Raw genomic sequence first — 13,200 nt, 5'->3', positions numbered from 1 at the left:
GGGCGCAGAGGACGCAGAGGAGGAGAAGGAGGGGGTTGGCAAGTGATTGGGGAATTCTTTTGGTCTTACTAGGCTGAGTAGTAACTAGGAACGATCGCGTTTACAAGTGTTAAATTTAGCTGCAATTGTCATGCCTGAGCAAAAGTATAGCATTGTTCTGCGCCAATGTCGTTTGTTAGGTGTGGGCAACAGTCAAACAGTGGATATCGCTATTGATGGGGACAAAATAGCCGCCGTATCGACGCAGATTTCCGAATTGGGAGAATCCGAAATCGATGTTGGAGGCAAATTAGTCTCTCCCCCGTTTGTGGAGTCGCACATTCATCTAGATTCGGCTTTGACTGCGGGGGAACCGCGATGGAATCAAAGCGGCACTTTGTTCGAGGGAATTCAAATCTGGGGAGAACGAAAGCAAAGTTTAACGCTGGATGATATCAAAAAACGGGCTGTTGAAACTTTAAGGCTGCAAGCGTCTCAAGGGATTTTGTTTGTCAGGAGTCACGCTGATGTTAGCGAACCGACGCTGACTGCTTTGCAAGGAATTTTGGAAGTTCGAGAACAAGTCAAAGATTGGATGACTCTGCAAGTTGTGGCTTTTCCCCAAGACGGGATTTATGGAAGTCCAGAAAATGACAAACTTTTAGAGAAATCTCTGGATATGGGTGCGGATGCTGTGGGCGGGATTCCGCATTATGAGTTGACGCGGGAAGATGGGGTGAAGTCGGTTGATCTAATTTATGAACTTGCTGAAAAATACTAGAGATTAATAGATGTTCACTGCGATGAAATCGATGATGAACAGTCGAGATTTTTGGAAGTTGTAGCAGCTTGTGCGATTAGAAGCGGGGCGGGTTCGCGGGTGACGGCTAGCCACACGACGGCTTTCGGTTCTTATAACAATGCTTATGCTTTTAAGCTGATGGGAAGTTTGGCAAAATCGGGAATTAATTTTATTGCCAATCCTTTAATTAATATCATCCTGCAAGGCCGCGCTGACACTTATCCCAAACGCCGTGGGGTGACGCGAGTTAAGGAGTTGTGGCAACAGGGATTGAATGTGAGTTTTGGTCACGACTGCGTGCAAGATCCTTGGTATAGTTTAGGTACGGGAAATATGTTGGATGTCGCTCATATGGCGGTTCATGTTTGTCAAATGACGGGAATGGCTGAGATTGCGGCTTGTTTTAATATGGTCACTGTCAACGGGGCTAAAACTCTCTATCTGGGAGATGATAATTATGGGATAGATGCCGGTCAACCTGCAAATTTGATTGTCTTGGATGCTGAGGATTGTTATGATGCAATTAGGAGGCGCGCTGCGGTTCGGTATGTGATTTCGCGGGGAAAGTTGCTGGCGGAAACTGAACCTGCTAAAATGAGTTTTTATTCGGTTTGACAAACAATATTTTAATCAGTTAAATTGTGAATCAAGGTGCTATCCCCGATGAGAGTCCGAGAAAATTGCCGGAACAACTTCTGCTGCAAGATGCTAAGGCTGGTAATTGTATAGTAATTCATTGCGGTACAGATAGATTGTTGGGGGATGCACCGAGACTTATTGCTGTTTATGGCGGGAATTCTGAAGATTGGGATAAAATGACAAGTATTGAGGTTTTTGAAATTAATGGAGCTTCCGTACAAGTCCATTGGTTTCGGAACAGTCAGACTCTTCAAGATGTGGAGTTTAAGTTTAAGCGACAGTATCCCAAAACAGCCCCTAAAAATCTGTAGGTAATCAAGTTATGAAAATTCGTTGTATTGCTAAGACTGGTGCATCTCTTCCTGAAACATATATAGATCCGCCACGCGGTTACACTAGAACAGTTGAGTTATCACTAACTATAGGCAAGGAATATGTTGTTTATGCTATCCGAGAATGGAGAGGCACTATTTGGTACTATATTTGTGATGATCATTACAGCTATTATCCTATCCATAATCCGGCACCGCTGTTTGAAGTGGTTGACAGTAGGGTTTCTAAGTATTGGCGGTTTGAACTTTCGCCCAATGGATTGTTAATGATAGCTTTTGAGCAGTGGTTTACTGACCCTTATTTTTATGATAAGCTGACGGATCAGGAAGAGGCGGAGGTGGAGATTTTTGAGAAGGTTAAGGAATTGATGGATGCTGAGGATTTTACTTTGCCTCCGCTGAATGTTGCCGTTGATAAGTTGCGGGAAACTGTCAGTGTTTGAGTTGGGAAAGTTTGCCGAGCACAAATTGTTTCTTTACGACCTTGACTCTCATACCTTCAGGTGGTAGTAAAGAGGAAGAAGCATAATTTTGTAAAAAAAATGGACGACAAACGGGAATCTAATAAGAACTATGAGATACTAGACGGGGATGATGTTTTGTTATTCGATAAAGCTACTTTTTTGGTACGCAGTTTTGAAGAACTCGTCACTAGCAAGTTTATTGAGGTACTTGATATTATTGCAATAAGGGAATCTCGCCATAAATCAATAATTGATTGCCTGAAAGAGCTACGGATTAACGAAGAAATAATAATTAAGGGAGGGGAGATAGACTGGAATTCCCCTCAAGAAGGAATAGATTGTCAAGTTCTCAAAATAGGTTCTAAGGGTTGGCAAAAAGGAAGGCTTCAAATAAAAGTTAAGGAAAATTTACAGTCGGGGGAAACGCAGGTATGTATAAAGTTTTGTCCTGATGAACCACCAGAGCAAAAATCGCCTTTAGATGATATCAGACAATCCGAGGAATACAAAAAACTGAGCAATAACAACTAACAGCCCGATCGCGATTACAATACAATAATCGATCGCACCTATATCTGAACCTTAGATTTTTAACCGCAGATGAGGGCGGATGTACGCAGATGAACGCTGATGTTTTTTTTGGGAGGGACTGATGGTAAATGTAGAAGAATATGTCGATCGCACCGCTGAACTGATAAACTTACCGTTAGACCCGGAACATCGTCCAGGCGTTGTGGTAAACTTCGAGAGGATAGTTGCGATCGCCCGACTCGTTACTGAGTTTCCTTTACCCCCAGAAGTAGAAGTCGCGCCGGTGTTTGAACCTTAGATTTTTAACCGCAGATGAGGGCAGATGAACGCAGATGAACGCAGATGTTTTTTAGATAAGGCTGATGCGGTTGCTACGGCAGCGGCGGTTAAATGTGGTAAGGTTACGGCTACAGTGGCGGTAAATGCTGCTTTGGAACGGATTGCTGTTAAGGATAAAGCTTTTAATTGCTTTACTGCAATCACTGCATCAAGCGCACTCGCAGCAGCCGAAAAAATAGATAATTCTATCGCAAATAACGAAAACCCAGGCCCTTTAGCAGGTGTTCCCTTCGCTGTCAAAAACCTCTTCGATGTCGGCGGAATTACCACCCTAGCAGGGTCAAAAATCAACGCTGACAATCCTCCGGCTACCCAGGACGCAACGGTGGTCGCCCGACTAAAACAAGCCGGGGCTGTCCTCGTAGGTACTCTCAACATGGATGAGTACGCCTACGGTTTTGTGACGGAAAACAGCCACTACGGCCCGACTCGCAATCCCCGCGATACTGCGCGCATCGCCGGCGGTTCCAGCGGCGGTTCCGCAGCAGCAGTCGCCGCCGGTTTTGTACCCGTCACTCTCGGTTCTGATACTAATGGTTCTATCCGCGTACCGGCTGCTTTGTGCGGTGTCTTTGGGTTTAAGCCTACTTACGGCCGTTTGTCTAGGGCTGGCGCTTATTTATTTTCGGGTAGTTTGGATTGTGTGGGGCCGTTTGGGCGATCGATCAGGGATATGGCGCTGCTGTACGATGTCCTGCAAGGCCCTGATTCTGGCGACCCAGTTTGCACTCAACGCCCGCCAGAAATTTGTTCGCCACAGTTAAATCAAGGCATCGAAGGATTGCGAATTGCTGTTGCTGACGGCTATTTCGCCACAGGGGCCGAACCCGAAGCAATGGATGCTGTAGAAATAGTTGCTAAAGCCTTGACAAATATATTGGATTGTGGTAATAGCACAGAAAAAACAACAAACCCCCCAAAAATAGGGGGGCTTGCAACTGTCACCATACCGGAATCCGATCGCGCCCGGGCTGCGGCATTTATCATTACCGCTTGCGAGGGGGGAAACTTGCATTTGGACAATTTGCGATCGCGCCCTCAAGACTTCGATCCGGCGACGCGCGATCGCTTTTTAGCGGGAACCCTGATCCCTGCGACTTGGTACTTGCAAGCCCAGAGATTCAGACAGTGGTACCGCGATCGAATTCGCGAAATATTCCAACACACAGACATCATCCTCGCACCCGCAACCCCGATAGCTGCCCCTGAAATTGGCGTCGAGAAAATGGTAATAGCCGGACAAGAAATCTTAGTGCGTCCCAATCTCGGACTGTTCACCCAACCCCTATCATTTATTGGCTTGCCCGTTCTTTGCGTGCCCGTACAGCGGCCCGGCGCTTTGCCCTTGGGGGTACAAATTATTGGTGCTCCCTACAGCGAAGCGGTGATTCTCCGAGTCGCTGCGGTACTAGAATCGCAAGGCATTATATCTGCCGAATCAATTTAGTGCTAATAATTCTAGGGCTTGTTATTGCGGTGAAAGCGTCTCTTAGTCCTTCTGGCAATAGCTTTGCGCTTCTGCTTTTCCAACGGAGTTTCAAAGTGGCGGTGCTTTCTCATGTCGGGGAAAATACCCGCTTTAGAAACTTGTCGCTTAAACCGTCGCAGGGCTGACTCAATCCCTTCATTTTCGCCTATTACAACTTGGGTCATTATTTCTCCTTAGTGTTTGTCAGATCAAGTTTTATCATATCAAGGTTTTTGACCGCGCGACCTGTTGAAGGTCGGGCGATCGGCCAAAACCCCAAAATTATAGCAAATCCGCTGCCATCACCGCTCTTGATTCTTTAGTTTGCACAGCCCGACTTTGTATGTCAAGGCGCGAATTAGATTCCCGCGGTTGAATCGGTTTGGGCTATCAACTGATTTTCCTGCCGCAGGTAAGCTTGAATAAACGGGTCTAATTCGCCGTTCATCACATCTGCGATGGCGGTTGTTTCCACCCCAGTACGCAAATCCTTGACCATTTGATAGGGGTGAAAAACATAATTGCGAATTTGGTTGCCCCAAGCCGCCTCCACCATATCGCCGCGAATCTCGGCAATTTCCGAAGCCCGCTGTTCTTTCGCAATCACCAACAGCCTAGCCTTGAGTAATGCCAGAGCTTTTTCCTTATTTTGCAACTGACTGCGTTCTTCCGTGCAGCGGACGGCCAAACCACTAGGAATGTGAACGATGCGGACTGCGGTTTCTACCTTGTTAACATTTTGCCCGCCCTTGCCGCCAGCGCGGGAAGTCGTGATTTCCAAATCTTTTTCTGGAATGTCCAACTTGACGGATCGATCAAGAATTGGCATCACTTCGACGCCTGCAAAACTGGTTTGGCGCTTGTCATTAGCATTAAAGGGCGAAATTCTGACCAAGCGGTGAGTGCCTTTTTCCGATCGCATATAACCGTAAGCGTAGCGGCCGACAATTTCCAAAGAAGCAGATTTAATACCTGCTTCCTCTCCCTCGGAAATTTCCATTAAATGTACTTTGTAACCTTGACTTTCCCCCCAGCGGGTGTACATCCGCAGCAGCATTTCCGCCCAATCTTGAGCATCTGTGCCGCCGGCCCCGGCGTTAATTGTCAAAACAGCGCCGCCTTCATCGTAGGGCCCCGATAGTAATTGTTGCAGTTCCCACTGGTCGAGTTCGCGGGTTAACTGAGAAAGACTCGATGAGGCTTCTTGGAACAGGGACTCGTCGGCTTCTAACTCCAGCAGTTCTAAAATAGCTTTAGCATCTTCCAAGCTCGTTTGCCAGCCGCGATATTGGTCTAAATGAGACTTGAAGTCATTAAGTTCTTGGAGGGTTTCTTGAGCTCGATCTTGGTCGTCCCAAAATGCTGGTTGGGCGCAGATTTGCTCTAAGTCTTGAATTTTGGCTGTGAGTGCGGGGATGTCAAAGATAGTCCTGGGTTGTACCCAGTCGATCGGACAATGTTTCGATATTGTGTTTGATGTCTAGAACTTCCACTATGAGTTCTCCTAGTTGTGGGGTGTATTTTTGAGTTTAGCTGAAATTTCGACATTTCAGCAACTAATCCGTGTATCCGTGTCCAAATCCGTGTCGTGCCTTCCTTCTTATATATACTGCGAACCTGTTGAATTGAAAGTTTTACCGCATTCGTGAGCGCATACGTCCAACCTTTTAGAACAGGAAAAACTTTTTGTGAGGTCTTCGCGAAACCAATCTCTGGCAATCGCCTCTTTCACAGATTGAGTTCTGAGAGAATTAAAGCCATTTCCGTACTTTTCAATTAAAGCCAGCATTTGCGGTCTGTAAGTGTGGTTATAAATAGCGTATTTAGTATGGCTTACCCAACAGCAAGGCCAGAGTTCCGCTTCAAAACTGATGAAAATCTCTTTGCTGGCTTGAGTTTGGCAGCTAATTTCTACATTTCGGTAGTAATTGTTTAGGCTACCAAATTTTTCTACAGCTTGGATAAATTGGTCTCCCTGTGGATTTTTATATTGTTCCAACGATGGGGGTTGGAGTTCTTCGCTGGCTGGCTTTGATGGGATAGGCGGATTTTGAGCTGGTGCTTGAGAGGTTTCGATAGCTATAGCTTGATACCAAGCATAATTGGCTTTTTCTGGTTGCCCCAACTGCGTCAACACTTGAGCTAAATTGCGATAAGCTCCGGCAAAATTTGGTTTAAGCTCGATCGCCTTTTGGTAATAAGCACTAGCGGGCTGCCACTGTTGCTGTTGAGCATAAAGACTGCCGACATTAGCATAAACTTCTGGAAAATTAGGCTGAATTTTGAGGGCCTTGGCGTAACAATCTGCTGCTGCTTGCATCTTCCCCAAACCTTGAACAGCATTGCCCAATGTTTTCCAGGCTGCTGCAAAATTAGGTTGAATTTTTAGGGCTTGTTGGCTGGCTGCGATCGCATCTGAGAGCTGTCCTTGTTTCAAACAGTGCTCAGCTTGTTGGTGCAACCCAACAGCCGTCTGTGTTTGATTTTGAGGGGCTGACGCATTAGTTGTTGCTGGTTGGTTGGGGCGATCGCTCTTAGCCTCTACCTGAGAGTTTTCTGCTTTTTGAGGCTGTTGATTTGCGGACTCTTTGTCATAAATCTCTTTCGCCACGAAACGAGAGGTAGCTTTCGGTACAAACTCGACAAATCCTAATTGTTGGGCTAAATCCCGCGCTGCTTCTACTTGGTGCTGGTTGTGTTCAAATATCAAGTAATGCCATACAGCTTTTCCGCCAGCTTGGATAAAGGCATTAACCGACTGCATTATCCTGTCCCAGTTGGTATTTTGGCGGTAGATGCTGTTAGTATCCGCCAAGCCGTCGATACTAAAAATTACGCGATCGTATTCTCCTGTCATCGCCTTGGCCAGGGCTTGCCACCAGTCTGGATTGCGTCCGCTACCGTTGGTGTACAGGCAGATATGAGGAACTCCCATGCGGTGCAAATACTCGATCGCCGGAATTGTTGTATTGCTAGTCATAGCATCGCCGTAGTTGCCGCACATATACACCAAATCCAACTGAGAGCAAAACTCTTGTGGGAAAATTCTCTCAATATCCTCCATCTTTAATTCCGCCCCCGGCAAAATCGGGTTGCCCGTGCGGGGACACTGCGGGCAAGCTGCATTGCACCTGGAGGTAATTTCTACGCTGACTCTCCTGATATCTTCATATTTTAAGTACATGAGTTTTCCCCAATTAATTTGTGATTAATATTGAAATCGCGATCGACACAATTAGATAGCAATAGTTTTGATTGAGTGATTAAAAATTAAAATTATACCTTATGTCTGTCCGCTGTGAACATGATATAAGTTTTTTGTATGAGGGACAGAGGAGGCGAGGACTACTATCTTGATTCCAAATCTTAATAAAAAAAACCGCGGCCGGATGTCGATCGAGCCGCAGTTTTTTTTAAGCTAAAGTTTCAATTAATCGCGGCTGTTGATAGCAATCAGCAGGCGCAGAATGAAAATGAACAAGTTGATGTAGGTCAAGTACATCGACAGAGCGGCGGGCAAATACTGGTCGTCGCGGTAGCTGCGGGGTAATATGTAAAAATCGACGATCGCAGCGCCGGCAAATATAAACACGCCGATGCCAGAAATGCCAATTTCTAACCAGGTTGGGGTGTAGACGCCAAAGAGAGAGAGCAGAAACTGACCGCCAACGACGACTAACAAAGCAATCACACCTAAACTGATAGTTTTGGTGAGGGCCATGCCGTCTTCTTCAGAAAGGTTGGAGCCAATTTGGCGGGCGGCGATAAAGGTAATGCCGCATCCGAGGGCTGCAAAAGCGATGCCGGAGATGCCGACGCCTTGGGTTCTGAGGGCTGTAAATACCAATCCGCTGAGGGTGTAGCCGGAAAGCAGGCTGTAGGTTGCCAGCAGGGGCAAAGCGGTGTTTTTGTTGCCTTGTTCGGCGGCACCGCGGGCGATGAAGAAGAGAATCAATTCTACGACGATCGCGGCGATGAATGTAGGAAAGAAGATCCCGGGATAGTTACGAATCACTCCGAGGCCGCCGTAGGTGCCGACAGCAGTTAAGACAAGTCCGCCGCCCACGAAGGGGAGAGCGTTGGAGATGACGTTCGGGCCTACCAGCGCGTGGTTTTTGGCCTCGCGCACGGCTTCGCGGAAATTGCTAGTGTTACTCACGAGGATTTACCTAATTTTGGCTGAGAATTGCTATCTATCATTTTGACAGCTTTACACTTTGTTTGCAAAATCTGAAAGAGTTTAAAGATTTGATAAAGAATGGGGGTGAAATCACTCCAAAGCAGGGATCGATTGTTTATAATCGACTGCGTACAGGTCTGTGCCGTGTCGCTGTCTCGCACTGTTGCGCGTCGTGGCAAAGCTATAATTGAGTTTAAAGGGCGGGCGCTATCTGCAGCCAGGGGCGAGCTTAAAGTCAATCAAATCGCAGATAGCGAATGTAAATCAATTTTGGATTGGGGATTTACGATTGGGGATTAAGGAGTCTATGCTAGAGGCAGGGGCCACAGTTGACTTTAGGTTTTTGATTTGCAACTTATTTCAAACTAGGGACCTGAAACTTCAATAATCTAAAATCTAAAATCTAAAATCTAAAATCTAAAATCTAAAATCGGTTCCGTTAATTGCTAAGGTAGCTCAGACAGAGGATACCCATAAAATTAATGAATAGATCGAGTTATATCTACAAACTGCTAAAGAGGTAATGTCCAATGCCCACCTTTTTTGAGCGCAAATTATTGCCACCTACAGCCGGAATATTATTGGCTGCCGCTGCCGTTATTTCCGGTGGTCAAGCTGCTGTTGCAGCTAATGTCGGAGCCGTTGCTACCGCTTCTTCAGGGCAGGGTTCAGAACATTTGCTGCTGGCTGATAATACCGGTCAACTCCCCCAAGGTACAACTTCTTCAACCCCGAACCGGGGGACGGCAAACCGCGTACCTCTGCCCGTAAGAATTCCTGAGCCTTCGACGGTGGTAGGGTTGGGTTTAGTTGCGGGTTCGCTGGCGCTGACTCGCCGGAGAGTGAGAGTTAAAAATTAGACTTTTGGCAAAAAGTCTAATTTTTGGATTTTTAACCGCAGATAAACGCGGATAAACGCAGATAAATGCGGGGATCAGGATTTTAGCCGATCGCGTCGCGCAGAGCATTTTTAGTCATAGCTGCGATCGACTGTTCGGTAGCTTTGGGCAAGTGATAGTATTTCCCCCCAGAAGTCTTGGCCAATTCCTTCGCAAAGCCAGTCGAAATAAACTTGCTCTCGGTATCAATCACCAGCAACTGCATTCCCAACCCGCGAATTTTGGCAGCAATTTCTAACAATTCCTGCTTAATATCAGGCTTTTCTCCATCTACAATCGGTTCGCCCAAAGAACGAGCCAAAGGAATATTGCCGCGTCCGTCAGTAATGGCGACAATCGCAACTTGACCGATATCTCCAGACTGCCGCGCGTTGACTCCCACCCGCACTGCTTGAGTCAAACCGTGGGCCAGGGGGGAACCGCCTCCGCAGGGCAACCGTTCCAAACGCTTGCGGGCCAAGGCTATCGAGCGAGTCGGCGGTAGCAGCACTTCTGCTTGTTCTCCGCGAAAGGGAATGAGAGCAACTTGGTCGCGGCTTTGATAAGCTTCTGTGAGTAGCTGCATGACTGCACCTTTGGCCGACTGCATCCGGTTGAGGGCCATCGAACCCGAAGCATCGACGACAAATACGACTAAAGCTCCAGCTTTTCTGGCCAAGCGCTTCGCCCGAATGTCTCCCTGCTCCACAAATACACGCTTCTCTCGATTTGTGATTGAGCCGGCGGTGGATTCCTGGTCTGAATTCCTGTCGCGGCGGGCTTTTTGGTAGGGTGCGGCGGCTCTGAGGGTGGCGTCAACGGCGATGCGGCGGACGGGGCCTTTGGGCAATACCGGCTTGACGTAACGGCCTCTATCTTCCGAGAAAATGGTGCTGCGGCTGCCCGATTTGCCTTGGCGGCTGGCGGCTTGGGCGAAGAAAAGCACGCTGGGGTCGAGAATTACGCCTTCGGGGTCGAAGAGAAATTCTTCGGGAATGGTATCTTTTTCTGGTTCTTCTTCAGGTTCCGGGTTGTCTTCATCCTCTTGGTCTTCTTCGTCTTCTTGCTCGTTTTCTGGTTCGTCTTGTTCTTGTTCTGACTGCTTTTGGGGAGGCGGTGGGGGGGGAGGAGGAGGAGAGTTTTCGTCTGGGGGAGTTTGGATGATGGTGGCGCGGGGTACGATGACTAATTCTACGGCGCGGCGCAAATCTTCGGCGTTAACTTCTGTGCGTCCTTCGATGGCGGCGGCGGCTTTGGCGACGCGGACTGCGAATATTTCGGCGCGGTGTCCTTGAACGCCACCCCGGATGGCTTCTTCTACTAGGTAGGCAATTTGTTCGCGTTTAATGCTGACATCTTTGAGCCATTCTCTGGCTAGGATGATTTGGGTTTTGAGGTTGTCGGTGTCTTCGCTGTATTGATTTAAAAATTCTTGGGGAGAGCTGGAGTAGGATAAAGCTTGTTCTACTGCATAGACTCTTTCTTCTATTTCGAGTGCTGCGTCGGCTGAAAGTACGATCGCGATGCGATCGAGCAAATGTTCTCTCAGCGGCCCTTCTTCGGGGTTGTAGGTGGCGATAAATAGAGGTTTGCAGGGGTGTTGGAAGCTAATGCCTTCGCGTTCTATTTGGTTGCGCCCTTCGGTTAATACTGTTAGCAATTGGTTGGAAATGTTGTCATCGAGGAGGTTGATTTCGTCAACATAAAGTACGCCTCGATTTGCTTGGGCTAAGAGCCCGGGTTGAAATACGGTTTGGCCGAATTTTACTGATTGTTCGACATCGACTGAACCTAAAAGTCTGTCTTCAGTGACACCCAAAGGAATTTGAATGAATGGTGTGGGAATTATTTCAGTAGTTAAGGAATTAGTATCGGTGGTGTGGGTATCTTTGCCGCCATTTTCTGGTAACAAGCCTGATGCTTGTTCGGCAAGAATATCATTAGGTTCGGCGTTGCAAAAAGAATCTTTAACAATTTCAATCGGTGGCAGTAAAAAGTGCAATGCGCGGGCCATTACTGATTTTGCTGTGCCGCGGCGGCCTGCGATCGCAACTCCTCCCAATCCGGGATCTACTGCTGCTAACAGCAGGGCTAATTTGATTGCTTCTTGCCCGACTACGGCGGTGAGGGGAAAGGCTGTGGTGGAAGGGCTCAGGTTGGCTGCGGGCATAGGATTTTCGGATGTAAAAATTTGAACTTAATGTTTAGCTTACTTCTTGGAGTATTTTAACTTCTTGCGGCAGAATCACGGTAAAAGTTGAGCCGACTCCTATTTGTGATACTAACTCGATTTTGCCTTGCAGCAGCGTGACGAGCCGCGATACTATTGCTAATCCCAGGCCAGTGCTTTCGGTGGGAAAGAGCTGTTTGCCGGCTTCTCCTGCTTGAAAGAAGGGGTCAAAGATGCGCTTTGTATCTTCGGGGGCGATGCCAATGCCGGTATCTGTAATTGCGATCGCCCACTTTCCGTCTCCAGCAGGGTAGCAACTTAATTCGATGCTACCAGATTCTGTATAGCGAATGGCATTGCTCACCAGGTTGGTCAGAATTTGTTGCAGCCGCTGTGCGTCAGCGATTACTTGTCTTGGGGCGCAGTCGCTGGTAACAGTGAGCTTTAATCCTTTAGCATCAGCAATTGGCTGCATCATTTCTACTACGGTGTTAATTACAGATTGTACATTAGTGGGCCGCAGGTTAAGTTTAATTTTTCCCGCCTCGGCGCGAGAAAGTTCTAGTGTGTCATTAATCATGCGAAGCAAATGTCTGCCGTTACGCAATACTCGCTCGATGTGTTCGATGCCGGGGAGAGTATCTTGGACTTGAGATTGCCATTTTTCTTTTCGCAGAAATAGCTCGGAATAACCAATAATTGAGTTGAGAGGAGTTTTAAGTTCGTGAGCCAAATGGTAGACGTTTTCTTGATGGACGCTGACCAGGCGAGAGAGTTCTTGATTGGTGAGTTGTAACTGAGTTTGGATTTGTTGAAGTTCCTGCAGCCTCTGAGCGACGTAGCTGTTGAAACACTGGGCAATTGCTTCGTCTACTACGGCATCTATCAGCCTAAAAGCTCTGAATACGTCGGCGGTGGTTCCTGCTAGCAATTCTGATTCTAACTGCGAGAATATTACTTGACGCAATAAGTGGTATTCCCGGGCTACTTCGGCAGCATCGTAGCCTTGTTCGGCTCTGAGAAATCCGTGATCTAAACTGGCTTCAATTATTAGTTTTATTTCGCTGTTTTGATATTGGGAAAGCACTGTAGCCATCGCCTCCAGCAGGTGAGGTATGTGATTTTCGATTGCTGAGTGCGGTAAGGCGTCAGCGCTTTCAATTTTCCGATCCTGACGCACTGCTTCAATCCAGTTCTGGACGATAATATCGGTTTTTTCGGCGAGCACTTGGCTGTAGTCCATAATGTCTGCGTGGGGGTTGAGTTTGGCAGAGATTGCCCATGCTTCATTGTAGTTGAGCGATCGCCCGATCGCCATACCAAACTTCGGGCGATCGCGACCCTGCCGAAAGAAGTAGTTTTGAGGTGATTTTTTCCCTGTGCCGGAGAGTTCTTGATGAGCCGCTCCCAGCTTGTTG

At 47.4% G+C, this 13,200-nt stretch carries 12 protein-coding genes and 1 pseudogene; 7 read left to right on the top strand and 6 right to left on the bottom strand.

The annotated features are described in order from the left end of the window. Positions 1 to 130 precede the first annotated feature (130 nt). The 6 genes and pseudogenes from codA (at position 131) to QUA25_RS12895 (ending at position 4,533) form a co-directional block, all read left to right on the top strand. A pseudogene (gene codA / locus QUA25_RS12920) lies at positions 131 to 1,396 on the top strand (cytosine deaminase). Between the two features lie 26 nt (positions 1,397 to 1,422). Continuing rightward, on the top strand, positions 1,423 to 1,731 hold the full coding sequence (locus tag QUA25_RS12915) for a hypothetical protein (RefSeq protein WP_333038305.1): 309 nt from the start codon (positions 1,423 to 1,425) through the stop codon (positions 1,729 to 1,731). An 11-nt stretch (positions 1,732 to 1,742) separates the two neighbouring features. Further along, positions 1,743 to 2,195 (top strand): hypothetical protein, encoded by a 453-nt coding sequence (locus tag QUA25_RS12910; protein ID WP_333038302.1) that lies wholly within the window; start codon positions 1,743 to 1,745, stop codon positions 2,193 to 2,195. 99 nt (positions 2,196 to 2,294) lie between these two features. Then, the gene (locus QUA25_RS12905) at positions 2,295 to 2,747 is read left to right on the top strand and encodes a KGK domain-containing protein (protein WP_333038300.1); all 453 of its coding nucleotides are present in this window, start codon (positions 2,295 to 2,297) and stop codon (positions 2,745 to 2,747) included. Positions 2,748 to 2,868: 121 nt separating this feature from the next. Further along, a complete protein-coding gene (locus QUA25_RS12900; RefSeq protein ID WP_333038298.1) occupies positions 2,869 to 3,045 on the top strand; it encodes a DUF4089 domain-containing protein in 177 nt (58 codons plus the stop codon). Positions 3,046 to 3,069: 24 nt separating this feature from the next. Then, the gene (locus QUA25_RS12895) at positions 3,070 to 4,533 is read left to right on the top strand and encodes an AtzE family amidohydrolase (protein WP_333038296.1); all 1,464 of its coding nucleotides are present in this window, start codon (positions 3,070 to 3,072) and stop codon (positions 4,531 to 4,533) included. An 11-nt stretch (positions 4,534 to 4,544) separates the two neighbouring features. Here the strand turns inward: QUA25_RS12895 and rpsU are convergent, their stop codons facing one another. The 4 genes from rpsU to QUA25_RS12875 all read right to left on the bottom strand — a co-directional run bounded on the left by rpsU (position 4,545) and on the right by QUA25_RS12875 (position 8,713). Continuing rightward, positions 4,545 to 4,739: a 30S ribosomal protein S21 gene (gene rpsU, locus QUA25_RS12890; protein ID WP_006632476.1), complete on the bottom strand. Its 195-nt coding sequence runs from the start codon at positions 4,737 to 4,739 to the stop codon at positions 4,545 to 4,547. Between the two features lie 173 nt (positions 4,740 to 4,912). Further along, positions 4,913 to 6,047, bottom strand: a protein-coding gene (gene prfB, locus QUA25_RS12885; protein WP_333038295.1) for a peptide chain release factor 2 whose coding sequence is annotated in 2 segments (ribosomal slippage) — positions 4,913 to 5,974 and positions 5,976 to 6,047 — 1,134 coding nt in all. Because the reading frame shifts where the segments join, the coding sequence is not laid out codon by codon here. A gap of 107 nt (positions 6,048 to 6,154) precedes the next feature. Then, entirely contained in the window at positions 6,155 to 7,738 is a 1,584-nt protein-coding gene (locus QUA25_RS12880; RefSeq protein ID WP_333038294.1) for a tetratricopeptide repeat protein, read from the bottom strand. Between the two features lie 246 nt (positions 7,739 to 7,984). Then, positions 7,985 to 8,713 carry a Bax inhibitor-1 family protein gene (locus QUA25_RS12875; RefSeq protein ID WP_333038293.1) on the bottom strand — a complete coding sequence of 243 codons (729 nt, stop codon included), beginning with the start codon at positions 8,711 to 8,713 and terminating at the stop codon, positions 7,985 to 7,987. 551 nt (positions 8,714 to 9,264) lie between these two features. Here QUA25_RS12875 and QUA25_RS12870 point away from each other — a divergent pair. Further along, positions 9,265 to 9,594 (top strand): PEP-CTERM sorting domain-containing protein, encoded by a 330-nt coding sequence (locus QUA25_RS12870; RefSeq protein ID WP_333038290.1) that lies wholly within the window; start codon positions 9,265 to 9,267, stop codon positions 9,592 to 9,594. Positions 9,595 to 9,676: 82 nt separating this feature from the next. Here the strand turns inward: QUA25_RS12870 and bchD are convergent, their stop codons facing one another. Beyond that, entirely contained in the window at positions 9,677 to 11,782 is a 2,106-nt protein-coding gene (gene bchD, locus QUA25_RS12865) for a magnesium chelatase ATPase subunit D (RefSeq protein WP_333038287.1), read from the bottom strand. 34 nt (positions 11,783 to 11,816) lie between these two features. Continuing rightward, positions 11,817 to 13,100, bottom strand: coding sequence for a HAMP domain-containing sensor histidine kinase (locus tag QUA25_RS12860; protein WP_333038286.1), 1,284 nt, complete (start codon positions 13,098 to 13,100; stop codon positions 11,817 to 11,819). Between the last annotated feature and the right edge of the window lie 100 nt (positions 13,101 to 13,200).

The sequence above is a fragment of the Microcoleus sp. Pol17C6 genome (assembly GCF_036701145.1).
Taxonomy (GTDB): Bacteria; Cyanobacteriota; Cyanobacteriia; order Cyanobacteriales; family Microcoleaceae; genus Microcoleus.
The sequence above is the reverse complement of the archived record's forward strand: the minus strand, read 5'-3'. Positions and strand labels throughout refer to the sequence as shown.

Excerpts from the sequence above, each read along its gene's own strand:
- QUA25_RS12905 (WP_333038300.1), top strand. The coding sequence starts at position 2,295 with ATGGACGACAAACGGGAATCTAATAAGAACTATGAGATACTAGACGGG.
- bchD (WP_333038287.1), bottom strand. The coding sequence starts at position 11,782 with ATGCCCGCAGCCAACCTGAGCCCTTCCACCACAGCCTTTCCCCTCACC.
- QUA25_RS12910 (WP_333038302.1), top strand. The coding sequence starts at position 1,743 with ATGAAAATTCGTTGTATTGCTAAGACTGGTGCATCTCTTCCTGAAACA.
- QUA25_RS12880 (WP_333038294.1), bottom strand. The coding sequence starts at position 7,738 with ATGTACTTAAAATATGAAGATATCAGGAGAGTCAGCGTAGAAATTACC.
- rpsU (WP_006632476.1), bottom strand. The coding sequence starts at position 4,739 with ATGACCCAAGTTGTAATAGGCGAAAATGAAGGGATTGAGTCAGCCCTG.
- QUA25_RS12895 (WP_333038296.1), top strand. The coding sequence starts at position 3,070 with ATGAACGCAGATGAACGCAGATGTTTTTTAGATAAGGCTGATGCGGTT.
- QUA25_RS12860 (WP_333038286.1), bottom strand. The coding sequence starts at position 13,100 with ATGGCGATCGGGCGATCGCTCAACTACAATGAAGCATGGGCAATCTCT.
- QUA25_RS12900 (WP_333038298.1), top strand. The coding sequence starts at position 2,869 with ATGGTAAATGTAGAAGAATATGTCGATCGCACCGCTGAACTGATAAAC.
- QUA25_RS12870 (WP_333038290.1), top strand. The coding sequence starts at position 9,265 with ATGCCCACCTTTTTTGAGCGCAAATTATTGCCACCTACAGCCGGAATA.